Raw genomic sequence first — 23,461 nt, 5'->3', positions numbered from 1 at the left:
GTCATGGAGTCTCTATATGAAGATTCTAGTAACCGGCCATGCAGGATTCATCGGCTTTCACACTGCTAAACGTCTGCTAGAGCGGGGGGATAGCGTCGTCGGATTTGATAACGTTAATGACTATTACGACCCTGCTATAAAAGAAGCGCGTCTCAAAATACTTGAGCATACCGCAGCAGAGACAGGTAATAACTACTTCTCAATTCGTGCCAACTTAGCTAACCAGCAAGCAGTGGCAAAGTGCTTCGAAGAGCACTGCTTTGATCGCGTTATTCATCTTGCTGCCCAAGCAGGCGTACGCTACTCACTGGAAAATCCGCTTAGTTATGTGGAAAGTAACTTAATTGGCTTTACCAATATATTAGAAGCGTGTCGCTACGCTAAGGTTGCGCATCTGACTTACGCCAGCACCAGCAGCGTATACGGTGCCAATACGCTCATGCCATTTTCCGAGCACAAGGGAGCCAATCACCCGTTGCAATTTTATGCAGCCACCAAGAAAGCTAATGAAATGATGGCTCATAGCTATAGTCATCTGTTTGGGCTGCCGACGACTGGCCTACGGTTTTTTACTGTCTATGGGCCGTGGGGGCGCCCAGACATGGCACTTTTTAAATTTACCAAGCACATTCTGGCCGATGAGCCTATTCAGGTTTTTAATTATGGCCACCATACGCGCGACTTTACTTATGTGGATGACATTGTAGAAGGTATTATTCGTGCCAGTGATGATATCGCAACTCCGGCCCAAGAGTGGAATAGCGACAGCCCCGACCCAGCCACTAGTAATGCACCATTTCGCCTCTTTAATATAGGCAATAACGATCCGGTAACAATCAGTGTTTATATCGAAGCCATTGAAAAAGCACTCGGTAAAAAAGCCATCAAAGAAATGTTGCCTCTACAGCCGGGAGATGCGCTAGATACGTATGCAGACTCAGGTGAGTTAGAAAGAAGAGTAGGATATAAACCCTCTACGCCAATCTTTAAGGGCGTTGAAAACTTCATTGCTTGGTATCGCGACTATTACTCATTAAATAACTATTTACCTACAGCCTCGTCTGATGCTGTAAGCCAAGTATCTGGCTTAATTAAGTGATATGAACTGCTTATTTCTCTCTTAATATATCCAACCCTAGTAGGAACTCCAATGAACGTTACAGTTTTCGGAACGGGTTATGTTGGCCTGGTTCAAGGTGCAATTTTGTCTGAGGTCGGTCATCACGTTGTTTGCGTAGATGTGGATGCTCACAAGGTTGAACAACTTAAGATGGGGATCATTCCCATCTATGAACCAGGATTGGAGTCGATAGTAAAAGAGAACCACGCTGCTGGAAGGCTCGACTTTACTACCGATGCGGTTGCCGCGATTAAACATGGGCAGGTTCAGTTTGTGGCGGTGGGCACTCCGCCGGATGAAGATGGAAGCGCGGATCTAACCTACGTGCTTAACGTAGCTAAGACTATCGCTGAACACATGGAACGCGACCAAGTTGTCGTTAACAAATCCACGGTACCAGTAGGTAGCGCCGATAAAGTTCGTGTCGTGATGGAAGAGGTATTGAAAGGGCGTGGTCGAAGCGATATCAGCTTTGATGTGGTGTCTAATCCTGAGTTTCTAAAGGAAGGCAGCGCCGTCGTAGATTGCCAAAAGCCAGATCGAATTATTATTGGTACCAGCTGCGCTGCTTCGATTGAAGTCATGCGCGAAATATATGCGCCTTTCAATCGCAATCACGACAAAGTGATCGTAATGGATGTAAAAAGTGCTGAGTTAACGAAGTATGCCGCTAACTGCATGTTGGCAACAAAAATTAGTTTTATGAACGAAATGGCAAACTTAGCCGAGTTACTAGGAGCCGATATTGAAGCCGTGCGTAAGGGAATCGGTTCAGATCCACGTATTGGCTACCATTTTATTTACCCTGGAGTAGGCTATGGTGGCTCCTGCTTTCCCAAAGACCTTCAGGCGCTTATTCACACTGCAAATAATATCGACTTTGACGCCAAACTGCTCAAAGCGGTGGAATTACGTAATAAAGAGCAAAAAAACACACTTTTCCAGAAAATAAACCAGCACTTCAATGCACAGTTAAAGGGCAAAACCTTTGCTATTTGGGGCCTTTCCTTCAAACCCAATACGGACGATATGCGAGATGCGCCCAGCCGAGTGCTTATGGAGGCGCTATGGGCAGCAGGTGCAAAAGTGCAGGCTTATGATCCGGAAGCAATGGAAGAAGCGCAGCGAATCTATGGAAGTCGTGAGTATTTAACCCTTTGTGGAACCAAAGAAGCCGCGTTAAAAAACAGTGATGCGTTAATTATCGTTACCGAGTGGCAGAACTTCCGAGCGCCTGATTTTGAGCTTATCAAAGCTCAGTTATCGGAACCGACTATTTTTGATGGTCGCAATCTTTATGAGCCACACAGAATGGCAGATAAAGGATTTAGTTATTACTCGGTAGGTAGAACCAACCCAACGCTGCCAATAACAGCCCTAGCAGACCTTCCTGTAGCAACTGCCAATAACTAAAAATTAAATTATTTTTTAATTATTGAAAATGGTTTTTTTTATTTTAAATGGTAGGTGGCTCATGCTAAAGCGCCAGATTGATATTGCTATTTCAATAATAGGTTTAGTACTGCTATCGCCTTTGCTGGTTGTTATAGCACTGCTTGTTCGCTATAAACTAGGCAAACCAGTTATCTTTCGTCAATATCGGCCAGGGCTATATGGTAAGCCATTTGAAATCGTCAAGTTCCGCTCTATGCGAGATGCCTATGATAAACAAGGTCGAAAACTATCAGAAAAAGAGCGGCTGACTCCTTTTGGCCAGCGCCTACGTGCTACCAGTCTGGATGAGTTACCCGAATTATGGAATGTACTGAAAGGAGACATGAGTTTGGTCGGTCCCAGGCCTTTGTTAATGGAATATTTGCCTTATTACAGTGCCCACCAAGCTCGTCGACATGAAGTACGCCCTGGTGTAACAGGTTGGGCTCAAGTAAATGGGCGCAATGGTATCTCTTGGGAAAGTAAATTTGATTACGATATTTGGTATGTAGATAACCAGACATTTCTTCTGGATGTTAAAATATTATTGCTAACGGTAAAAAAAGTTTTTTTACGCGAAGGTATCAGTTACTCGAGTGATGTAGCGATGCCAAACTTTAAACAATCAAAGCTACACAACGACAACGGTGGACAAAATGGCTAAAAAAATTAATATCCTTGTCACTGGCGTCGGTGGGCCAACGCCACGCAGCTTTGTCAGATCTGTTATTGATTCCGGAGCTGATAGTTATCGTTTTATTGGTGTTGATGCTAACCCATTAGCGATTGGTCTTTACGATAAATCTTCATATGATCATACCTATTTAGTACCAAGGGCTGATGATGAACGTTACTGGTTAGAAATTTCAAAAATAATTGACTACCATCAGATTCAATTCGCGGTTGTCTTGCCTGAAGTTGAAGTAGTGGCATGGGCGAAGCGAAAAGAACTTGAAGGATTACCTTGCAAAGCATTTATTTCTTCAAGCCAGCCGACCGAAGCACTGATAGATAAGAAGAAGCTGCATGAAACTCTAGCGGATAAGCCTTATATACCCCGTTACTGCACATTTTCAAATGGCTTGAAAAACCTTGATTTTACGCTTGATTATCCTTTTTGGGTACGTGGTACTGTTGGATCAAGTGGTTTGGGTTCTTTAAAAGTCACAAGTGATAAAGAACTCGATGAATGGATGCAAATAAACCCTCTCATTGAAGAATTTATTGCATCCGAGTTTTTGCCGGGAAGAAACCTTGCGTGTAAGGTTATTTACATGGACGGTAAGATTTTACGTTCTGCTTGCGCCGAGAGAGTAACGTATATCATGTCTAAAATCGCGCCTTCTGGAATAACCGGCAATACTGCGTTTGGTCGTATGATTAATGATCCCCAGCTGGTGAGCATTGCTGATGATGCGATTAGTTCATTTTTTAATCACTATCAATCGAAAGCGAATGGCATATTTACAGTAGATTTCAAAGAAGATGCTCAGGGAAATCCAATGATAACCGAAATAAATGTAAGGTTTGTTGCTTTTATTTCCTCTTTGGCTCAGGCGGGCGCTAATCTTCCTCTAGACTATCTTGAGATGAACCTTAACCCAGGCAACTTCTCACACGTATACAAACATTATGAGTTTCCAAAAGGCACCATTTTTTTAAGAGACGTGGATGAAAAGCCGGTTGTCATGAACGAAAAAGACCTATTAGTTATGGATCACCGCCATGCTTAACGGCCCCTTTTCTCCTTGGCCATCTTTTACTCTGGAAGAGGCCCAGGCTGTTCAGGACGTACTGCTTTCCAACAGAGTGAACTACTGGACAGGCCAGGAGTGCATTGAATTTGAAAAGGAGTTCGCTCAATTTGCCGAGACTAAGCATGCCATAGCGTTAGCAAATGGGACTAACGCGCTAGATTTAGCGCTAATAGGACTGGGTATTGGCCAAAAAGAGCATGAAGAGGTGATTGTTACCTCCCGAACGTTCGTGGCCTCTGCATCATGTATTGCGAATGTCGGGGCTGTGCCCATCTTTGCTGATATTGATCGCGACTCTCAAAATATCACTGCCGCCACCGTCGCTGAAAAAATTACCCCGCGTACCCGCGCTATTGTTGCCGTGCATCTAGCAGGATGGCCCTGCGAAATGCAGGAACTCATGGCGTTGGCAGAGCAATACGGGCTTTATGTAATTGAAGATTGTGCTCAGGCTCATGGCGCTCGTTATCAAGGCCGAAGCGTGGGGGGGATCGGGCATGTAGGGTGTTGGTCGTTCTGCCAGGACAAAATTATAACCACCGGTGGCGAAGGGGGGATGGTCACTACCAATGACAGCGCACTTTGGAAACGAATGTGGGCTTATAAAGATCATGGCAAGAGCTGGGACGCTGTTTATTTGCACGAACATCCACCGGGGTTCCGCTGGTTGCATGATACGTTTGGCACCAACTGGCGCATGACCGAAATGCAGGCCGTTATTGGTCGTATTCAACTTAAACGGATGCCTGAGTGGAGTGCGATTCGCCAGGCGAACGCTCAATGTATCTGGCAAGCAGCGTTAGAGTGCAAAGGGCTGCGTGTTCCTGCCTTTGGCTTAGCTATGGTTTCTGGATCACTAAGGCACGATACCCAGCATGCTGCTTATAAATGCTATGTATTCATTGATTCGCATCAGCTACGGACTAGCTGGGACCGTGACCGTATTCTGAGTGAGATTAATTTAAGAGGAGTGCCTTGTTTTTCAGGCAGTTGTTCTGAAGTATATCTCGAAAAGGCCTTTTTAAACGCTGGCTGGCAGCCACAAAACAACTTGCCAGTTGCACAAGAGCTTGGTCAAACCAGTTTGATGTTTTTGTGCCATCCGACACTCTCTCAAGCAGAAATTAATAAGACATGCCAAGTACTCAAAGAGGTTATGGCGTTAGCTGTCTAATTTTTTCCAGCCCTCTACAGGTCATCTGTATTTAAAAGATCCGCTGTCTTTAAAGCTCATTACATTTAAAACTCACTATTTTAAATAACGAATATCGGCAAACGAACACTCAACCTGTGTGGCTTAGTGTTTCGTTAAGGAGTGTTTATGAAGCCTAAGGTTGATATCTCGAATAAGCGTTTTTTGCTGATATCGGGCACGAGCTATTCATTGGTCAATTTTAGAGGACCACTGGTTCAAGCCCTGATCAACGCTGGATTAGACGTCCATGTAGCAGCTCCAGGACTTCTTGAAGACACGACTACTCGCCAGCAGCTTGAGGCCTGGGGAGCGGTTGCTCACGACTTTCCGATGCAGAGAAATGGGCTAAACCCGTGGCGCGATGCTTTAACGCTGCATGCACTTTATCGTCTTATGTGCAAAATTCGCCCAGCAATGGTGCTTAGCTACACGATCAAGCCTGTTGTTTACGGGCTATTGGCAGCCTGGTTGGCCAGAGTTCCTCGTCGCTATGCGCTCATTACCGGACTGGGTTACGCATTTGCGAGCCAGGCCAGCGGCAAGCGTGCTCTGGTCTATCAAATTGTGCGTAGATTATATGCCGCGGCACTCAATAGAGCAGACAAGGTGTTTTTTCAGAATCCTGATGATAACGCTTTGTTTTGTGAGTTGGGGATACTACCTGAGAAGGTACCTTCGCAAGTTCTCAATGGTTCAGGGGTAGACATGGACCATTATACGCTAGTGCCTGTACCCGCAGGCCCACCACGCTTCTTACTGATTGCTCGCCTGTTGGGCGACAAAGGAGTGCGTCAATATGCTGAGGCTGCACGCCGAATTAAACAGCGGCACCCCGAAATAGAATTTCAACTGGCCGGTGACATTGATAGTAATCCCGATACGATTACCCGGGAAGAATTGGACACTTGGGTAAAGGAGGGCTCAATTGATCATTTAGGCTGGCTTAATGACGTACGCCCGGCAATCTCGAACTGCAGTGTTTATGTACTCCCCAGCTATTATCGGGAAGGCACACCTCGTTCAGTGTTGGAAGCCATGGCGATGGGGCGGGCGGTGATTACTACCGATGCACCTGGATGCCGTGAGACTGTCATTGAGGGTGATAATGGCTATTTGATACCCGTTAGAGATGTCGATTCGCTTGAGGATGCTATGCAGGCGTTCATTGATAGTCCCGACCTGGTACGAACCATGGGCAGACGTTCGTATGAAATTGCTAAAAATAAGTACGATGTTCACAAAGTTAATGCGGTAATGCTTAGATCGATGGAAATACACAGCCTAGTATCGTGTAGCCTAAAGAGAAAGTTAGCGAATAATAGTGCTGTTAATGAGGTCTGAAGATAGAAAACTATTTGTTATGGATAAATGATCTTATAGATAAAAAGCATTTATCCTGCTCCTAGTAAACTTATGAGAACCTATTGTTATGGCTTTCTTCTCCGTAATCATGCCGGTCTATAACAAGGTGAATACTTTAAATGATTCACTTGAGTGTATATATAGGCAGAATTTTAAAGATTTTGAGGTGATTGCCGTAGACGATGGCTCTACAGACGGCTCTTTAGAAATTTTGCAACAGCATGAGAAGGCCGGTCTGTTAAGACTTTTTCAGCGCGACTCTCCAGGGGCAGGGGGATATGCTGCTCGTAACTTAGGGGCAGATAAATCAACTAGTGACTGGTTGGTCTTTTTTGATGCTGACGACATTATGTTATCAGACCACTTGTCATGTTTTGCTAATGCAATTATTCAGTACTCTGATATTGAATTATACGTCAATGCTTACCAAAAGATGGAAGGCTGGAGGCGGTTGCCGAGAATAAAAGGGAAGCCTAGTGGCCGCCTGAGCCGCTTGGAAGCCTTGGAGTTCTTTGCGCTGTTCGACTTTATTCATATGAATGGGGCGTGTATTAGGCGTGAGCGGTTTTTATCTATGGGAGGATTTCCTGCTGGGCTTTATCGCCGCGGTGGCGATGTATATTTTTGGTTGAAAGTGCTGTGTGAATTAAAAGAGATTCACTATAACGCCAATGTAACTACTTTATGGCTTCTGGAAAACAGCGATATTACTCGAGATAAACGCAACCTTGTCGGTTTACATCCTGGTGTTGATCTTTTTAAACAGTATGAGTCTACATTAAAGCGTGGTGAGCGGCGGCAATTGCGTTTGGCAATAAATCGCAAAGTTATTTCTTGGGCTGTTGAGAAGAAGCTGCTTGGCCAATCAGTACGCTTGGATTTAGAAGCATTAAGATGGGGAGGGATGAACATGCGTTTATGGCTGCATGCTATCTCATTACTAGTGCCTCAACCTTACTACGTTCAGTTACGTCGCTGTATTAAATAATCTGAGCAAGCAAAGGGGCAACACTCATGACCAAGACAGTAATTACTTATGGCACCTTTGACATGTTTCATATTGGCCATCTGAATTTGCTAAGACGATTGGCTGAGATGGGAGACCGTTTGGTAGTGGGAATCTCAACGGATGAATTTAATACGCTCAAAGGCAAGCGCACGTTGATTCCATTTGAGCACCGCGCTGAGATTGTACGCTCCTTGCGCTATGTCGATCAGGTGATTCCCGAGACCGATTGGGAGCAAAAGCTTCAGGATATCCAGCGCTATTCAGTCGACACCTTTGCTATTGGTGATGATTGGAAGGGCCACTTTGACTTTCTTTCACCCCACTGTGAAGTGATATACCTGCCACGTACCGATGGTGTCTCTACGACTCAATTGAAACGTTCACTTAATCCTTTTTATAGCGTTTCACGGGAAGAGTTAATGAACGCCTTTGACGTGCTCGATACGTTAAGAAAAGACTTCGGCTAATATTTCTTTGATTGTTGGCGACAGTGCCAAGGAAATCACAATGTCCTCTTACACACTTCGTTTAGCAAAACAGCTAGCATGGTTGCCGCTATGCTTGATCGGCGGATGCTTCCCGCGCAATGATAGTTTATGGATATTTGGTGCTTGGCATGGTCGCCAGTTCGCTGACAATACAAGCTATTTGTATCGCCATGTGCGGGATCATGAGCCTAGCTTGAGAGCAGTTTGGCTTGCGCATGATCAAGAAGTTGTTCAGCGAGTCCGTGAAGAGGGCGGCGAAGCCTATCTTGCTTATTCAGTCAAAGGAATCCTGCTGTCGCTGCGTGCACGGCTTTTTCTTGTCACTCATTCGGCTGAAGATATTAATGCGCATGCGTCATTTGGGGGGCAGCTGATCAACCTAACGCATGGCACCCCTCTTAAGCGCCTAGTTCAGGATGCGCGCTCTTCCCGGCTTGGCGCTTTTACCAGCGTGTTTGATCGTTATCTACGCCGGGCCCTACCTGGGCAGCGTAGACCGCAGCAAGTACTAGTGGCTTCCGACGTCGGCCGAGAGCGAATGATTTCTGCTTTCGGTTTACCGAGCGACCGTGTCACTGCGCTTGGCTATCCCCGCTGGAATGCTTTCCAAGAAAATGCGTCAACACTATTGGAGCAGGCTGGCATCGACATCCTAGCGTACGACAAGGTCGTGCTATATGCACCGACTCTTAGAATGCAGGGCAAGGGTGGGCTTGATGTGTCCCAAGGCAAACGCCTAAAGGCCTTACTACCATGGCTTGAAAAGCATCGAGTGTTATTACTCATCCGCGGGCACACCTCGTTAAAAATGAGCGGTGTGCAAGCGCTGATAGAGGAGAATGCTAGTATTTGTGAAGCGCCTGTCAGTTTATTTCCCGATGTAAATGCTTTATTTCCGGCAGTCGATGTACTTATCACTGACTATTCGAGTTTGATGTTTGACTATGCTTGTTTGAATCGCCCCATCATTCTAATGGCACCTGACCTGGATGATTATCTCAACCTTGATGTGGGGGTTTATGGCGATTATCTTGCTGATGCGCCAGGTCCGGTAATCGAATCTTGGGAGCAATTACCCGAAGCCTGGGAATCCTTGGCTAACAAAGTTCATCACCAGCGCTTAGCAACTTTTGTAGCTCGCCATGCCGCTATGAACGATGGCCGAGAGTGTGAACGCGTCACCTCTCATCTGCGTAACAGCTGCCGCCTTGAAGTAGCCAACCATGCCTGAACGAATGTCCATACAAGATGAGTACGTAGTTTGAAGAGAGAGTAAAGCTAGCTTCTCAATAATTTTGTGAGGGCGTGACATGTCATTTTATGAAAAAGGAATAAAAAACAGGCAGGTAGGAGACGTCGCCAGTGTCGGTATTCGAGTTGATTTTCCAAGAGTTTCTGTGATTGTACCGACCTATTATGACTGGTCTCGGCTTAAAAAGTGTGTTGCTGCATTAGACAATCAGTCGCTTGCTCGAGACAATTTTGAAGTCATTATTGTCAATAATGCTCCTGATGATTCTCCTCCAGCGGACTTTTACTTACCCAAAAACTTCACCATGATCCAAGAAGCGAAACCGGGCTCATATGCAGCGAGAAATGCTGCATTAAAGATTTCGCGAGGTGAAATAGTAGCGTTTACGGATTCTGATTGTATCCCTGATCCCTATTGGCTAGAGACCGCTATTAATCGACTCGATAAAGGTGCAGAGCGAGTTGCTGGCAAAGTAGAGCTGTTCTTTAAATCTGAAAAGCTGACGCTTGTTGAAATTTATGAAAAGGCCTTTGGGTTTGATCAAGAACGCTATGCGCAATGGGGCGGGGCAGTGACTGCTAATATGGTAACTTGGTCAAAAAATTTTGAAGTAGTTGGGCATTTTAACGATAGCCTCATGTCAGGCGGTGACAATGAGTGGGGAGTGCGCGCGAACGAAAAAGGAATTCCTGTTGAATACGCCCAGGAGGTTATTGTTAAACATCCTGCACGCTCAAATGTAAAGGATATTCTTAAAAAAAGAAGACGAGTGATGGGAGGGCAGTTGAATAAATTGAAGATAAATTCGAAGAGAAGTTTTTTTATGATTTTAGTTAAAGGCTATCTTCCTCCCATAAAAGCGCTGAAACTGTTTTTAGAGAAAGAGCTGACTTTTTCAGAGAGGTTTTTAGCTTATCTGTTGTGTTATTACTTTAAGTCTTACTCCGCAACGTACAGATTGGCGCTACTTCTCGGCTTGGCTAAGCCAGAAAGATCTTAAGTGATTGGTGATTGGTGATTGGTGATTGGTGATTGGTGAGTGGTGAGTGGTGAGTGGTGGGTATGTGGTATGCCCCCATTTTTATAAACGCCTCGCTGGATATTAAAAATATTCGGCGAGGCTTTTTTTTGCTTAATGTTATTTTAGGGGGGCTGGCAGACCATCGTCTTCATCAGTAGGTACCTGATAAGCCTAAGGTTACGAATTGAGGTGAATAGTCTTTTGAATTAAGTTGTATTTGTAGATATTGTGTTGGTAGATACTGTCTTTGCAGACACAATTTTTTTGATTTAGTATCTATGGATAGGTGAATGCAGACAGGGTGCGAGGTGCTTATGCAAACAGCCAGCAATGTTATTCAGGATAAGGCCGCCGCGGCAGCTGGTTTGAAAGCCGCTGTGCGCATTTTGGACAAATGGCGGGCGACAGGTGAGCAGGGCGAATCGATTCTACGTGTCTCCCACAGTAGCTATGCCCGAGCGCGGCGGGGAGATTTGGCTGAGATCAAGTTAGACAGCGATCAATTGGCGAGAATCAGTTATTTACTCAATATTCATGCGGCACTGCGGATGCTGTTTGAAAACCCTGATAATGTTTACGGGTTCGTCTCCATGGCAAATCACAACCCTTACTTTAATGGGCGCACGCCGCTTGAGGTGATTGGTACCGGAGATTTCGCTGCACTTTATGAAACCTTCAAGCGTATTGATAGCCTGCGAGGTGCTCAGTGGTAGATCCGGTGGAAATAAGCGAAGGTTCGCTGCCTCTGTGTAAATCGCAAGAGGTAGTAGGGTATCGCTTAGTCAACAGTAAATTTCCTCCTATTGGGCTGTTTGACGATGTTGCGAGCCTTGATGAGTTTGAAGCGCTTTATGCCCTACAGGCGCTAACGAACCCAAGGCTGCGTAACGAGGCTGGCGACTTAGGGCTCATTCCTCACAACCAGATTCCCTTTGGTATCCGAGGATGCTCTTATGCGACTGCGCCTTTTACCCACGTTAATCCGGACGGTTCTCGCTTTAGCGACGGCAGCTTTGGCGTGCTTTACATTGCGGATGCACTGCCAACGGCAATCAGTGAAGTGAGGCACCACCAGGAAATCTATTGGAAGAACGTACCGTCGTTACATTTTGAACGGTTTATCTTCCGTGGGCTTAAGTGTCTATTTAATGAACAAGCTTGTCGCGATGGCTTGGCACTTCAACCATCCCATGCCATTTATGATGCCAATGATTATCGAGCAGCTCGCACATTAGGCAGAGAGCTGCGTAAACAGCAACGTGTTGGTCTGCGCTACCATTCTGTTCGGCAAACAGGTGCCACTTGCTGGGCATTAATGACGCCGCAGTTCGTTCTGGATATTATCCAGACCACTCATATTGAGATGATCTGGAACGGGCGAATAGCCCAAGTGAACCGCCTCTCAGCGGTACCTATCAAGTGAATTCAGTAGCGTAATTATGTTCGCTGTTGCTCGGTGAAGCGCTGCATGATCGTGAGTGTTTTATCACTAACATGATGCTCCATGCCTTCTGCATCAATACGCGCAGTACTGTCATCAACCCCAAGGGCACGCAAAAAATGCAGCACTACATCGTGACGCGTCCGGGACGTTTCGGCCATTTTTTGACCTTCTTCGGTCAAAAAGAGCGAGCGATAGGGCTTGCTTGTCACTAGGCCCAGCTCATTTAGGCGGCGAATCATTTTAGAGACGGTCGCTTGGCTAACGGCCATTCGAGTAGCAATGTCCGCTGCGCGCGCTTCTCCGCGGTGGCGTAATAAGTCGCCGATTAACTCGACATAATCTTCGATCAGTTCCGTTTCGTGGGCATTACGCACCGTCTCATACTGCTGTGCATGCTGTTCCACGGGTGGTAGCGCATCTCCATCTTGGCCGTATGCGGTAGGAGAGTGTTGCTGTTGGTATTCACTCATTGGCAAAATTTATCAAGGTTAGTGGAAACGTTAATGGGTGATGGTAGCGCATTTTTTTAGATAATTGTTAGCCATGGCTAAACTGTTTGCATAAAGCTTTTTTGCTGAGCTGCAGCTGTACTTAGTGGGATCCTAGCACAGGAGAAAGAAATAATGATCAAGCAGTGTGGCTGGTTAATCATTGTGCTAGTAGCGCCTTGCTGCTTTTCCCTGGCCCTGTTGTTTTCACTTAGCCACGGCACGTTAAGGCGCTGATGGCGCTATCGTAAGATCGCTCTACTGCCGATAACGCTCAAGAGGGAGATTGGAGGCTTTCCCATGCCTTTTCTGCGATGCCAATACCAGCCCCGGTCATTAATAAGTAGGTTTGGTCGACACCTGCCTCATGCAATGGGGCTGCTTCATCCTGAAAGTGTATGCCCGCAAACAGCTGTCCAGTAAAGCCTGCTTTACGTAGCTCGCGAGTGGCAATTAATTTACTTTCAAGCTCTGGGGTAGCCAACGTGACTGCTACCAGCTTTGAAATATCTAATTGATGCCAAAATCCTACGTCTTCTATATCGCCGTAGTAGACGTGGCGTTTGTGCTGCGATTTATTAGGATCAGAATCAATGCCCGCAACTGACACCCCTTTATCGTTAAAAAAGTCGTAGGCAGCACTACCTGTGCGCCCCATACCAAGTATTAACACGGTAGCATTACCGATGTTAACGGGTTGTTCATCTGGGTGGCGCGTATCACGTTCAAAACGTGTTAACGACTTCTCCCAGCGGTCAAAAAGCCCATGTGCCAAGCGGTTCAGGGGGGCCGAAATGACAAAAGATAATGCGACAGCGATGGCGAGCGGTACCAACCACTCCTCTAAAATACTAGAGGCAACGATTAGGCCAAATTCACTGTAGGCAGTTAGGCTTAAACCTCCCAGAAAGGCGTTACGCGCCCGGATACGGAATGCGATCAGCAGCGCAAAAAATAGTAGTCCTTTTAAGGGGAGCGCTAAGGCAAGCACTCCGGCAAAAATTAAGGCATTGGTGTCGGGTAGTCCAGCCATTCCTATTTGTAAGAAAAAGCTGATTAGGAGCATTTCCTTTATTCCCCATAGCGCCTTTGAAAGCTCCTGAGCGCGCGGGTGTTTGGCAAGCAGTAGACCCATGACTAAGGCACCTACCTCTGAGCTTAACCCGACGGCTTCAAATCCCATTCCGCCGATAGCAATTGCTAGCACAGCGCCGAGCAGTACCAGCAGTTCATCGTGTTGGGCAATACTCATTAGCCAATAAAGAAGCGGTCTTAGTAGTGGTAGTAAAAATACCAGTAGTGCCCACGGACTGGGGGTCTGGCCACTATAAAAGCTGAGTACTGCAATGGCGACCAAGTCTTGAATAATTAAAATGCCGATGGCAATTCGGCCATGGAGGGCGCGCAGTTCTCGCTTGGCCTCGAGTACCTTGGCGGCAAGAACGGTGCTTGAAAAGGAAAGAGCAATGGCAAGCAAGAGTGCTTTATCCATAGATAGCGATAAAAATACGACGAAGCCAGTCGTAAACAGTAAGCAGGTAATGGCTAGATGTATAAATGCGCTTCCTAGCACGACAGGCTCAGCAAGGCTCTTCACGTTAAGTTTTAGGCCAATGGTAAAGAGCAGCAGTAGAACACCTAAGTGGGCGAGATGTTCTAGTAAGGGGCCTGCTTCGCTGGACAGGCCAACGCTAGGGCCGAAGGCGTTGAGTGCAAATCCAGCGGCCAAAAAGCCCACCAAGGGCGGTAAGCTGAGCTGGCGGGCAATAATCCCAAAGACAAGAGCAAACGATAAAATAAGCACTTCAAACATGCTGAATCCTTAACATAAAGGCGACTTGGCTATCTCCCCACCCGCCAATGTTTTTGCATTTCAATAAAGGTGAACGATGCCGACCAAGTGATCAGGACAAAGCCTGTTAATGCCAGTGTTCCGTATAGGAATCGAACGGGTCCCGTTGCATAAATATCCCCATAACCGACAGTGGTGTAGGTGACGGCAGAAAAAAATATATAGTCTAATAGATTAAAGCTGTCATAACCTCGCAGGGCGCCAATATTGTTGAGCTCCGTTAGCCACCATCCGGTCATGCCAAACAGCCAAATTTCGGCCACGTGCGTCAATAAAACACCGAATGCCATACCAAGGATACGCTGGCGATGAGGTTTATGTGATCGTTCAATTTGTCGTGAGATAAGCCATAGCGATTCGTAGTGAAGCAGCACCGCTATGACGACAGCGATGAACGTAGTTATTACGACGACCAAATGTTCGGGGTATGGAATGGTCAAGTAGTAAGAATCCCAACGTTGCTATGAGAGAATGTTCAGCATAAACGGCTGCCAAAGACAAGCAGTGAGCCATCTAAAGAGTGCCAGCCCCACCAGGCTAGCAACACTCCGCCTAGCAGTAGCGTTGCAAAGACGATCAACATTACCAACGCTGTTAGTTGCTTCATGAGACTACCTGTGGAGTGATGTTGCGTGCCAGCGGTTTTTCGCTAATGAACCAGTGCAGACCAGCGGCGACCAATGAAAGCACAATAGCAATCTTCCAAACAGTGTCATAATGGCCAGTGAGATCATAAAGATATCCGCCAAGCCAGACACCCATAAATGATCCTAACTGGTGAAATAAGAATACAATGCCGCCGAGCATGGATAAATGACGAACACCAAATACAGACGCCACAATACCGTTGGTCAATGGCACGGTTGAAAGCCATAGTAGGCCCATGGCGATACCAAATAAGTAAGCACTGGTAGAGGTCAGCGGTAGCATCACAAACGCGGTAATTATCGCGCCGCGAATTAAATATAACCAGCTAAGTATGCGTGGTTTTGACCAGATTCCTCCCATCCATCCGGCCGTGTAGGTACCCACAATGTTGAACAAACCGACCAGCGCTAACACAGTGGTGCCCACCTGAATAGCCAGCCCGTTATCGAATAAATACCCCGGTAGGTGGACAGCAATAAAGACAACTTGAAAACCACAGACGAAAAACCCCAGGCATAGTAGCCAAAAGCCTTTCTGGCCAACTGCCTCATTAAGCGCATCGCGTAAGCTTAAATCACCCTGCGCGCTGGGCTTTGGACGGTCTTTTAACATCGCCCCCAGTGGGATCATCAGCGCAGCAATGGCGCCCATCGCTAGCAGGGCTGCTGACCAGCCTAGCCACTCAATTAGTCCCAGTGTACCGGGTAACATCGCAAACTGCCCAAAAGAGCCAGCGGCACTGACAATGCCCATCGCCATACTGCGCTTTTCAGGGGCTACTGCGCGTCCCACTGCGCCCAAAATTACTGAAAATGTGGTGCCCGATAGACCTAAACCAATGAGCAAACCAGCGCTTAGTGTCATGCCTAATGCGCTGGTGGAAAGACTCATAAAGCACAGTCCAGCCACATAAAAAATAGCCCCTATGGCAATGATTCTCGCCGCTCCGAAACGGTCAGCCAGCGCACCAGTGAAAGGCTGAGAGAGCCCCCAAATAAGGTTTTGGACCGCAAGGGCAAAGGCAAACACGCCGCGCCCCCAGCCGAAATCGCTGCTCATTGGCTCAAGGAAAAGCCCAAAACCATGTCGAAGTCCCATAGCAGTGGAGATAACCACGCTTGCTAGCACGATAAGGAGTAGTGTGCGATGTCGCGGCAAGACCATTTTAAGTCCTTTGTTATGTAGTTAGTTAACGCGTTAACTAACTATCTCACGGGTTAGCTATCTTTAGAAGCTTCCAAACAGCGTGCCAAGTGTGATCACACTGATCAGCGCTGCGATAGGCAGCACGATAGTAACCATTGCCACATTGGCGTATGACTGGCGGTGGGTTAGTCCGCAGATTGCCAGCAGCGTAATCACCGCGCCAGAGTGGGGTAACGTATCCATACCGCCGGCTGCAAGCGCCGCCACTCGGTGCATGAGTTCTGGGCTGATACCGGTTTGTTCAGCCATTGCGAGGTATTCGTTGCCAAGCGTTTGTAAAGCGATGGAAAGGCCGCCTGATGAAGACCCTGTAATGCCTGCGAGCACGCTCATGGCCATAGCTTCAGATATCAGCGGATTACCTGGAGATACATTGAGCACAGCGTCACGAATAATGGCGAACCCTGCTAGCGTTGCGATAACCGCTCCGTAGCCCACTTCAGAAGCCGTATTGAAGATGGGAAGAAGCGAGCCGAAACACCCTTGGTTTATCGTGCCCTTTAGATCTCGCCAGTGCCGCCAGCGAGTAATAATTAACCATGTGGAGGCACTGAGTAGTGCAATTAAAATGGCCCACAACCCTGCTTGTCGGCTAGGCGTTATGTTGTTGAAGGCATCGCTGATAAAGCTAAGATCCATTGCTGGGAAAATGCCGTAAGTAAAAAGCGCGTTAAGGCCGATCACCATTATTAGTGGAATCAACGCAATAGGCAGTGCCATGGTTGGCGAGGTTTCAGCGTTGTCAGTTGGTTCTGCTTCTCGCTCTGTGTGCGTGCCATAACCTTCGCCACAGGCCGCTGCTTTGTTAACGCGTGACTGCAGGTAGCAAATGCCTAATCCCAGCATAATTAGCCCCGCAATGACCCCTAGTCCTGGTGCTGCGAAGCTGTTCGTACCAAAGTAAGGAATGGGAATGGCATTTTGAATAGAGGGGGTGCCAGGTAATGCTGTCATGGTAAACGTGAAGGATCCCAGCGCAATAGAGGCGGGTATTAAGCGCTTAGGCACATTCGCTTGGCGAAATAACTCACGGCTAATGGGATAAATAGCGAAGGCGACGACAAAGAGTGATACACCGCCATAGGTCAGCACAGCACAAGCAATAACGACGGTCAGTACTACGTGGTGGGTGCCGAGCCGATTAACGATGCCATTTGAGATTGACTGTGCTGCTCCCGAGTCAGCCATTAATTGGCCAAACAGTGCTCCGAGCAAAAATAACGGAAAGAACTGAATAACGTAGTTCCCCAGCGCTTTCATGAAAGTATCGGTGTAGATCGGCAGCAGAAAAGCCACATCGCCTGAGAGTAACACCGCTAGTGATGCCATAAGCGGGGCGAGTAGCAGCACAGAGATACCGCGGTAAGCAAAAAACATCAGCAGTATTAAGGAAATAATGATCGCTAGCATGCCCATACAGGCTCCCAAAATATAGTTAAAAAATGCGTTTTAAGACAGTGTTTTTAAAAGCGATGACTTGAAAAACAATGACTTTAAAAACAACCTGATTAGCAACATGGCTAACAAACAAGACACGCTATTAGAAACATTACTAAAACATGTATCCTTAAATTAGCAGTGTCCGTAAGTGGCTGAGGGCGGCATACTAGGTAGTATGTTGCAAAGCAACAAGTGTGCTTTGACTAAAGTCGTAAGCTTGTGTCACAAATGGTTCGTATCTGTTAGTGACGCTTAAACGACATAAAAAATGCTTAAGTTAAGACAGGGCAGTGTGGGTGACACCGACGCCCCCTTCATCGGTTGGTGTAGGACCACTTTTGATAATTGATTAGCAGGAGGCCAGTGGTGCTGAATCCTTTTTCCATGCGAGGCAAGGTCGGGATTGTTGCGGGACTTGCTAATCAAGACAGTATCGCTTTTGGCTGTGCCCAAGCGCTGCATCACGCTGGCGCTACGTGCTTAGTGACCTACGCTTCGCCCAGTGCTGATGATGCGGGCGCATCGCTGACGGGGCTAACCCACTATGTAGATGCAGGCCATCACCTTCGTTTCTAAAGGAAGTGGTTTAAAGGAGTAAGTTGATGCCGGTTAATGACGCTAATGAGCTAATTGAAAATCGTACCTATGACGAAATTACGCTAGGTGATGAAGCCCACCTAGAAAAACGCCTGACCATGGAGGACATCAAACTGTTTGCAGTGATGTCAGGTGATATTAATCCGTCACATGTCGACAGCGATTTCGCCAAGAGTAGCCGTTTTCAGGAAGTGATTGCCCATGGCATGTGGGGAGGCGCACTGATATCCACTGTACTGGGAACACAGCTGCCCGGGCCGGGCACGGTCTATCTTACCCAGTCGTTACAGTTCAAAGCACCCGTAAGGCTGGGGGATGTGCTGCGGGTATCCGTTAGGGCTATCGAAAAAGACGATCAGCGACATAGGATTAACTTTGCTTGCCGATGCGAAAATCAACGCGGTGATACGGTAATCGAAGGTGAAGCTAGCGTATTGGCACCGGTTAAAAAAATCCAACGGCCTCGCGCGTTGTTGCCCAAAGTGCGTTTAACCGAGCGTGGCAGGTTGCATGAGATTCTAACCGCTGCCGATCATCCCGCGCCCATGCCCACTGCGGTTGTACATCCGGTAGACCAAAGCGCCATTTGTGGAGCGGTTGAATCTGCGGCACAAGGGCTGATCATCCCGGTATTAGTGGGGCCTAAAAGGAAAATACAGCTCGCCGCTGAGAAGGCCGAGGTGGATATCAGTGCATTCGAGCTGGTGGATGTTGCCCACAGCCACGCGGCTGCAGAACAAGCGGTGGCACTCGCACGTCAGGGCCACGTAGGTGCGTTGATGAAAGGCGCGCTGCACACCGATGAGCTTTTACATGAAGTGCTCAAGCGCGACACAGGGTTGCGTACCGAGCGGTGCCTTAGTCATGTGATGGCCTTTGATGTGCCAACCTACCCGCGGCCATTGTTGATTACCGATGCAGCGATTAATATCTATCCTAAGCTAGCTGAAAAGCGCGATATTGTTCAAAACGCGATTGAGTTAGCTCACGCATTGGGTAACGACAATCCTCGTGTGGCGATCCTTTCTGCTGTTGAGACCGTCAACCCCAAAATCACTTCTACGATTGATGCGGCGGCCCTATGTAAGATGGCTGAGCGCGGCCAGATTAGCGGTGGCACCTTGGACGGTCCGCTGGCTTTCGATAATGCCGTCTCAGAAGCGGCGGCAAGAACCAAAGGTATTGTTTCGTCAGTGGCAGGGCGCGCCGATATCCTGCTCGCGCCAGATCTTGAAGCGGCCAATATGTTGATGAAGCAACTGACTCACCTAGCGGATGCGACGGGGGCAGGTGTTGTCATCGGCGCTAGAGTGCCGATCATGCTGACAAGTCGCGCGGATGATGCGTTGACGCGTATGGCATCCAGTGCATTAGCGTTACTCTTTGCTGACTATCAGCGCCGGAGTAGCCTGCTTAGTAGCCCTTCAGGAGCATAATCATGCAGGAAATACTGGTGCTGAACAGCGGTTCCTCCAGCGTCAAGTTTGCGCTTTATCACATCAATCTTGAAGGCGCTGCCGGTGGTGCTCAAGAGGCGTTAACGCTCGCCTACAGCGGTCATTTTTCGGGCCTGGCAACGTCGCAATGTCGCGTGTCATTAGCCCATCGCGAACCTGGGCAGTCTCCGCATTACTATGATGTGCAAACACTTAAGGCGCTAGGGCTAACGCCAGCAGTAAATCATGAAGAGGCCATCACAAAACTAATAGCATGGCTTGAGCAGCGTGAGGATAAAAGTGCCCTGATTGCCATTGGCCACCGCGTTGTTCATGGTGGCCAAACTTACTTTGAAGCGACTAAGTTAAGCGCTAACGACGTGATCGAGTTGGAAAAGTTTTCAAGCTTAGCGCCGCTGCATCAGCCCCATGGACTTGCACCTATCAAGCTACTGATGGCGCAGTTGCCAGACGTGCCACAGATCGCATGTTTTGATACCGCGTTTCATACTCGTCAGCCCTGGGTGGCTCGGCAGTTTGCTTTGCCGCGGGAATTGACGGCCAAGGGGGTGATACGCTATGGCTTCCACGGTCTTTCCTACGATTATATTCAGCGTACTCTAGCCCATGTGTTACCTGACGATGCACGCCGTTCACGGGTGGTGGTGGCGCATTTGGGTAACGGTGCCAGCATGTGTGCTATTCGTGATGGGGTTAGTGTGGCTTCCAGCATGGGGTTTACTGCGCTTGATGGATTGCCGATGGGGACACGTTCCGGTGCCTTGGACCCAGGAGTAGTGCTTTACCTAATTGGCAATGAAAAAATGAGTATTGAGGACGTGTCAGCGCTTTTATACAAGCGTTCAGGGTTGCTCGGTGTCTCCGGAATAAGTAGCGATATGCGCGAGTTGCTTGCAAGCGATGCCCCTGAAGCCGAAGAGGCTGTTGAGCTTTACTGCTATCGCGCTGCGCGGGAAATCGCCAGCTTAGCTGGTGCGTTAGGCGGGCTTGATCAATTGATATTTACTGCGGGCATTGGTCAACATGCCGCACCGGTACGTGCTCGCATTGTGACGCAGTGTGAGTGGATGGGCATGCAACTTGATGAAAAATCTAATGCGCGTGATGCCACTTGCATCTCCTCAACGAGTAGCCGTGTCGGCGTTTGGGTCATTCCCACTGATGAAGAGCGAGTAATCGCCAGTGACTGTCTAGCGCTGCTCAATAGGATGGATTAAGCAACGTTTTAATATTGCCACCTGATGCTGCTCAGGGGATTACTTGAACCACTGTTCGTAGAGGTGGTTGAGTACAGCCTCTGTTGTGGTGGTTACTACAGTCATTACCGCTACCGAGAAACCCTTGATCTGATAGAATCGTCAGTTTTTGTAAGCTCACTCACTTATCTAACTGGGAATCTTAATGAACGCGGTAATTCTTGCTGTGCTAGTCATGGTGGCGCTTTCGCTTGCTCGGGTATCCGTGGTGTTTGCACTGGTTGTAGGCGCGCTGGTAGGGGGCTTGGTTGGCGGTCTTTCGCTGGATGAAACGCTCAGTGCATTCAATGATGGCGTTGGTGGGGGCGCGCAAGTTGCCCTTGCTTATGCCACGCTTGGAGCCTTTGCGGTGGCTATTTCCCGCTCAGGGCTGCCAGATATGCTGGCCAATCGCTTGATTACAATGTTGGGAAAAGAAGCAACTGCGGCACATCAGGCGCGGGTTAAAGTGTTTTTGCTTGTTGCAGTGCTTTTAGTAGCTATCTCATCACAAAATGCCATTCCGGTGCATATAGCGTTTATCCCAGTGTTGATTCCGCCACTGTTAGTGGTAATGAATCGCCTCCAGCTTGACCGCCGCGCAGTGGCGTGTGCGCTTACCTTTGGCTTAACCGCTCCGTATATGCTGCTACCTGTAGGATTTGGCGCGATCTTTTTGAATGATATTCTGCTGGCAAATTTAAATAGCGCTGGCGAGTCATTGGGCTTGGAAATTACCCGGGGGATGGTACCCATGGCGATGGCTATTCCGGTAGGAGGAATGGCCATTGGCTTACTGGTAGCACTGTTCTTCAGCTACCGCGGGCAGCGCGAATATACTAATAAAGATCTAGTAGCAACTAACGCCCAGCAGGGCCACACGCCTGCCAAGCCTCATACGTTTGGACTTGTGATGTCGGGCGTAGCTATTGTGGCCGCGTTAGGATTACAGCTATATACCGGCTCTATGATAATTGGTGGGCTAGTGGGGATTGCTTTGCTTTCGCTGGGGGGCATTTTTAAGTGGCGTGAAGCAGACGATCTATTTACCAGTGGTATGCGCATGATGGCGTTAATCGGCTTCATCATGATTTCAGCGGCAGGCTTTGCAGAAGTGATGAAAGCCACAGGGGATATCGAATCGCTAGTGACAGGCGCGTTTGAACTGTTTGGTGATAACCGTGGTTTAGCGGCGTTCGTTATGCTACTGGTGGGTTTGTTTATTACCCTGGGGATTGGCTCTTCGTTTTCAACCATTCCCATTATCGCAGCGATTTTTGTACCGCTGGCGGTGCAGTTCGGTTTCTCGCCAATGGCGACGGTTGTACTGGTTGGTACGGCGGCTGCACTGGGCGATGCTGGCTCGCCAGCGTCCGATTCCACGCTGGGGCCAACCTCGGGTCTAAATGTTGATGGACAGCATGATCATATGTGGGACAGCGTGGTGCCTACCTTTCTGCACTACAATATACCGCTGATTGCTTTTGGGTGGTTGGCTGCGATGTCGCTTTAAGCTTTGTCACGCAAACCATCGCGCAGACCAAGAAGGGCAGCCATGAGCTGCCCTTTTTTATACTACAACCATGATTATTGCCTGGGGAGGTGCGTCTCGAAAGCGCTGAGCATGCCGCGCAGTAAGGAGAGCTCCTTGCGGCTGGGTTGAGCCCGGGAAAACAGCGCTTGAAGCTGTTCTTCTGTGCGGGCATGGGGCTGGGTAAGAAAGCCACTTTGCTGCATCAGACGCCCAAGATGCTCCTGGAAGTGCACAAACTGCTCGCGGCTGGGTGGGGTGGCTTCAAGTGGCCGTTGGTACATGAAGTGACTATCATCGCGCTTCCGCCAAGCACGGTGTACTTCATAGGCTAAAATCTGCACGGCCTGCGATAGATTTAAAATACCGTATTCAGGGTTGGCAGGAATGCTGACCTGGTGTGTGCAGCAGCGTATTTCGTCGTTGGTGAGACCTGAGCGTTCACGCCCGAATACCAGTGCAACCGGCGCTTGTGCGGCGTTCTCAATTACCTGCTGTGCCATGTCATCAGGTTCATCGAAGTGTGGCAGCGGCAGGCTACGGAGCCTTGCACTCGCACCGACCACTTGTACGCAATCACTAACCGCTTCTTCAAGGCTGCTTACAAGGCTGGCATTTTCAAGCACATCTGTTGCACCAGCTGCCATGCGAGTGGCTTCGTCATCTGGGAATGCGCGAGGATTAACCAATACGAGCTCGGATAAGCCCATGGTTTTCATCGCCCGAGCGGTAGCGCCAATGTTGCCTGGGTGGAAGGTTTGCACTAGTACAATGCGAATATTGGAGAGCACGGTAATGAAGACCTACAGCTGCCGGATAAAGGCGCTGATGGTAGCATGATTTTAACTACCGTTAGAGGTAGTGAGAGGCATTGCCAAATAAAAGAACCCCGCCGTGGCGGGGTTCTTAACGACGTTAAACGTCA

Annotated in this window: 23 protein-coding genes; 16 read left to right on the top strand and 7 right to left on the bottom strand. The window is 48.1% G+C overall.

The window, feature by feature from the left end; translation table 11 throughout:
* The first annotated feature begins 16 nt into the window (after positions 1-16).
* The 12 genes from HVE01_RS08835 (at position 17) to HVE01_RS08780 (ending at position 12,061) form a co-directional block, all read left to right on the top strand.
* Positions 17-1,099: an NAD-dependent epimerase gene (locus HVE01_RS08835; RefSeq protein ID WP_125748468.1), complete on the top strand. Its 1,083-nt coding sequence runs from the start codon at positions 17-19 to the stop codon at positions 1,097-1,099.
* A 51-nt stretch (positions 1,100-1,150) separates the two neighbouring features.
* Positions 1,151-2,533 carry a UDP-glucose dehydrogenase family protein gene (locus HVE01_RS08830; protein WP_125748465.1) on the top strand — a complete coding sequence of 461 codons (1,383 nt, stop codon included), beginning with the start codon at positions 1,151-1,153 and terminating at the stop codon, positions 2,531-2,533.
* A 61-nt stretch (positions 2,534-2,594) separates the two neighbouring features.
* Entirely contained in the window at positions 2,595-3,218 is a 624-nt protein-coding gene (locus HVE01_RS08825) for a sugar transferase (RefSeq protein ID WP_125748463.1), read from the top strand.
* Positions 3,211-4,287: an ATP-grasp domain-containing protein gene (locus HVE01_RS19970; protein ID WP_198350353.1), complete on the top strand. Its 1,077-nt coding sequence runs from the start codon at positions 3,211-3,213 to the stop codon at positions 4,285-4,287. Before HVE01_RS08825 ends, HVE01_RS19970 begins: the two co-directional genes overlap by 8 nt.
* Entirely contained in the window at positions 4,280-5,485 is a 1,206-nt protein-coding gene (locus HVE01_RS08815) for a DegT/DnrJ/EryC1/StrS family aminotransferase (protein ID WP_146943611.1), read from the top strand. The genes HVE01_RS19970 and HVE01_RS08815 overlap by 8 nt, the downstream gene beginning before the upstream one ends.
* A 147-nt stretch (positions 5,486-5,632) precedes the next feature.
* Positions 5,633-6,847 carry a glycosyltransferase family 4 protein gene (locus HVE01_RS08810; protein ID WP_146943609.1) on the top strand — a complete coding sequence of 405 codons (1,215 nt, stop codon included), beginning with the start codon at positions 5,633-5,635 and terminating at the stop codon, positions 6,845-6,847.
* A gap of 88 nt (positions 6,848-6,935) precedes the next feature.
* Positions 6,936-7,856, top strand: coding sequence for a glycosyltransferase family A protein (locus HVE01_RS08805; protein WP_125748457.1), 921 nt, complete (start codon positions 6,936-6,938; stop codon positions 7,854-7,856).
* 26 nt (positions 7,857-7,882) lie between these two features.
* Positions 7,883-8,344: a glycerol-3-phosphate cytidylyltransferase gene (gene tagD / locus HVE01_RS08800; RefSeq protein ID WP_125748454.1), complete on the top strand. Its 462-nt coding sequence runs from the start codon at positions 7,883-7,885 to the stop codon at positions 8,342-8,344.
* A 40-nt stretch (positions 8,345-8,384) separates the two neighbouring features.
* Positions 8,385-9,596 carry a CDP-glycerol glycerophosphotransferase family protein gene (locus HVE01_RS08795; RefSeq protein WP_146943605.1) on the top strand — a complete coding sequence of 404 codons (1,212 nt, stop codon included), beginning with the start codon at positions 8,385-8,387 and terminating at the stop codon, positions 9,594-9,596.
* 79 nt (positions 9,597-9,675) lie between these two features.
* On the top strand, positions 9,676-10,617 hold the full coding sequence (locus HVE01_RS08790) for a glycosyltransferase family 2 protein (RefSeq protein WP_146943601.1): 942 nt from the start codon (positions 9,676-9,678) through the stop codon (positions 10,615-10,617).
* Between the two features lie 311 nt (positions 10,618-10,928).
* Complete coding sequence (locus HVE01_RS08785) at positions 10,929-11,351, top strand: MbcA/ParS/Xre antitoxin family protein (protein ID WP_240645065.1); 423 nt, start codon at positions 10,929-10,931, stop codon at positions 11,349-11,351.
* Entirely contained in the window at positions 11,345-12,061 is a 717-nt protein-coding gene (locus tag HVE01_RS08780; RefSeq protein ID WP_125748445.1) for an RES family NAD+ phosphorylase, read from the top strand. Before HVE01_RS08785 ends, HVE01_RS08780 begins: the two co-directional genes overlap by 7 nt.
* Positions 12,062-12,075: 14 nt before the next feature.
* On the opposite strand, the gene mntR is transcribed toward HVE01_RS08780, so the two are convergent.
* From mntR to HVE01_RS08755, 6 genes are all read right to left on the bottom strand, one after another.
* Complete coding sequence (gene mntR, locus HVE01_RS08775) at positions 12,076-12,552, bottom strand: manganese-binding transcriptional regulator MntR (RefSeq protein WP_125748443.1); 477 nt, start codon at positions 12,550-12,552, stop codon at positions 12,076-12,078.
* 292 nt (positions 12,553-12,844) lie between these two features.
* Positions 12,845-14,383: a cation:proton antiporter domain-containing protein gene (locus HVE01_RS08770; RefSeq protein ID WP_146943598.1), complete on the bottom strand. Its 1,539-nt coding sequence runs from the start codon at positions 14,381-14,383 to the stop codon at positions 12,845-12,847.
* 29 nt (positions 14,384-14,412) lie between these two features.
* A complete protein-coding gene (locus tag HVE01_RS08765) occupies positions 14,413-14,862 on the bottom strand; it encodes a potassium channel family protein (protein WP_125748437.1) in 450 nt (149 codons plus the stop codon).
* 35 nt (positions 14,863-14,897) lie between these two features.
* Positions 14,898-15,029, bottom strand: coding sequence for a hypothetical protein (locus HVE01_RS20105; RefSeq protein ID WP_268765426.1), 132 nt, complete (start codon positions 15,027-15,029; stop codon positions 14,898-14,900).
* Positions 15,026-16,234 carry an MFS transporter gene (locus HVE01_RS08760; RefSeq protein WP_146943596.1) on the bottom strand — a complete coding sequence of 403 codons (1,209 nt, stop codon included), beginning with the start codon at positions 16,232-16,234 and terminating at the stop codon, positions 15,026-15,028. Before HVE01_RS08760 ends, HVE01_RS20105 begins: the two co-directional genes overlap by 4 nt.
* A gap of 63 nt (positions 16,235-16,297) precedes the next feature.
* The gene (locus tag HVE01_RS08755; protein WP_146943594.1) at positions 16,298-17,692 is read right to left on the bottom strand and encodes a GntP family permease; all 1,395 of its coding nucleotides are present in this window, start codon (positions 17,690-17,692) and stop codon (positions 16,298-16,300) included.
* A gap of 390 nt (positions 17,693-18,082) precedes the next feature.
* On the opposite strand from HVE01_RS08755, the gene HVE01_RS08750 reads away from it, so the two are divergent.
* The 4 genes from HVE01_RS08750 (at position 18,083) to HVE01_RS08735 (ending at position 22,518) form a co-directional block, all read left to right on the top strand.
* The gene (locus HVE01_RS08750; RefSeq protein ID WP_186808823.1) at positions 18,083-18,292 is read left to right on the top strand and encodes a Rossmann-fold NAD(P)-binding domain-containing protein; all 210 of its coding nucleotides are present in this window, start codon (positions 18,083-18,085) and stop codon (positions 18,290-18,292) included.
* A 26-nt stretch (positions 18,293-18,318) separates the two neighbouring features.
* Positions 18,319-19,749, top strand: coding sequence for a bifunctional enoyl-CoA hydratase/phosphate acetyltransferase (locus HVE01_RS08745; RefSeq protein WP_125748429.1), 1,431 nt, complete (start codon positions 18,319-18,321; stop codon positions 19,747-19,749).
* Positions 19,750-19,751: 2 nt separating this feature from the next.
* Positions 19,752-20,987 (top strand): acetate/propionate family kinase, encoded by a 1,236-nt coding sequence (locus HVE01_RS08740; RefSeq protein ID WP_125748427.1) that lies wholly within the window; start codon positions 19,752-19,754, stop codon positions 20,985-20,987.
* 184 nt (positions 20,988-21,171) lie between these two features.
* Positions 21,172-22,518 carry a Na+/H+ antiporter family protein gene (locus HVE01_RS08735; RefSeq protein ID WP_146943592.1) on the top strand — a complete coding sequence of 449 codons (1,347 nt, stop codon included), beginning with the start codon at positions 21,172-21,174 and terminating at the stop codon, positions 22,516-22,518.
* A 74-nt stretch (positions 22,519-22,592) separates the two neighbouring features.
* Here HVE01_RS08735 and HVE01_RS08730 read toward each other — a convergent pair whose 3' ends face one another.
* Positions 22,593-23,327: an RNA methyltransferase gene (locus tag HVE01_RS08730; RefSeq protein ID WP_146943590.1), complete on the bottom strand. Its 735-nt coding sequence runs from the start codon at positions 23,325-23,327 to the stop codon at positions 22,593-22,595.
* Between the last annotated feature and the right edge of the window lie 134 nt (positions 23,328-23,461).

This window comes from Vreelandella venusta, from assembly GCF_007989605.1.
Classification (GTDB): Bacteria; Pseudomonadota; Gammaproteobacteria; order Pseudomonadales; family Halomonadaceae; genus Vreelandella; species Vreelandella venusta.
This window is presented reverse-complemented; position numbering and strand designations above follow the sequence as displayed.

Excerpts from the sequence above, each read along its gene's own strand:
- HVE01_RS08835 (WP_125748468.1), top strand. The coding sequence starts at position 17 with ATGAAGATTCTAGTAACCGGCCATGCAGGATTCATCGGCTTTCACACT.
- HVE01_RS08830 (WP_125748465.1), top strand. The coding sequence starts at position 1,151 with ATGAACGTTACAGTTTTCGGAACGGGTTATGTTGGCCTGGTTCAAGGT.
- HVE01_RS08825 (WP_125748463.1), top strand. The coding sequence starts at position 2,595 with ATGCTAAAGCGCCAGATTGATATTGCTATTTCAATAATAGGTTTAGTA.
- HVE01_RS19970 (WP_198350353.1), top strand. The coding sequence starts at position 3,211 with ATGGCTAAAAAAATTAATATCCTTGTCACTGGCGTCGGTGGGCCAACG.
- HVE01_RS08815 (WP_146943611.1), top strand. The coding sequence starts at position 4,280 with ATGCTTAACGGCCCCTTTTCTCCTTGGCCATCTTTTACTCTGGAAGAG.
- HVE01_RS08810 (WP_146943609.1), top strand. The coding sequence starts at position 5,633 with ATGAAGCCTAAGGTTGATATCTCGAATAAGCGTTTTTTGCTGATATCG.
- HVE01_RS08805 (WP_125748457.1), top strand. The coding sequence starts at position 6,936 with ATGGCTTTCTTCTCCGTAATCATGCCGGTCTATAACAAGGTGAATACT.
- tagD (WP_125748454.1), top strand. The coding sequence starts at position 7,883 with ATGACCAAGACAGTAATTACTTATGGCACCTTTGACATGTTTCATATT.
- HVE01_RS08795 (WP_146943605.1), top strand. The coding sequence starts at position 8,385 with ATGTCCTCTTACACACTTCGTTTAGCAAAACAGCTAGCATGGTTGCCG.
- HVE01_RS08790 (WP_146943601.1), top strand. The coding sequence starts at position 9,676 with ATGTCATTTTATGAAAAAGGAATAAAAAACAGGCAGGTAGGAGACGTC.
- HVE01_RS08785 (WP_240645065.1), top strand. The coding sequence starts at position 10,929 with ATGCAGACAGGGTGCGAGGTGCTTATGCAAACAGCCAGCAATGTTATT.
- mntR (WP_125748443.1), bottom strand. The coding sequence starts at position 12,552 with ATGAGTGAATACCAACAGCAACACTCTCCTACCGCATACGGCCAAGAT.
- HVE01_RS08770 (WP_146943598.1), bottom strand. The coding sequence starts at position 14,383 with ATGTTTGAAGTGCTTATTTTATCGTTTGCTCTTGTCTTTGGGATTATT.
- HVE01_RS20105 (WP_268765426.1), bottom strand. The coding sequence starts at position 15,029 with ATGAAGCAACTAACAGCGTTGGTAATGTTGATCGTCTTTGCAACGCTA.
- HVE01_RS08760 (WP_146943596.1), bottom strand. The coding sequence starts at position 16,234 with ATGGTCTTGCCGCGACATCGCACACTACTCCTTATCGTGCTAGCAAGC.
- HVE01_RS08755 (WP_146943594.1), bottom strand. The coding sequence starts at position 17,692 with ATGGGCATGCTAGCGATCATTATTTCCTTAATACTGCTGATGTTTTTT.
- HVE01_RS08745 (WP_125748429.1), top strand. The coding sequence starts at position 18,319 with ATGCCGGTTAATGACGCTAATGAGCTAATTGAAAATCGTACCTATGAC.
- HVE01_RS08740 (WP_125748427.1), top strand. The coding sequence starts at position 19,752 with ATGCAGGAAATACTGGTGCTGAACAGCGGTTCCTCCAGCGTCAAGTTT.
- HVE01_RS08735 (WP_146943592.1), top strand. The coding sequence starts at position 21,172 with ATGAACGCGGTAATTCTTGCTGTGCTAGTCATGGTGGCGCTTTCGCTT.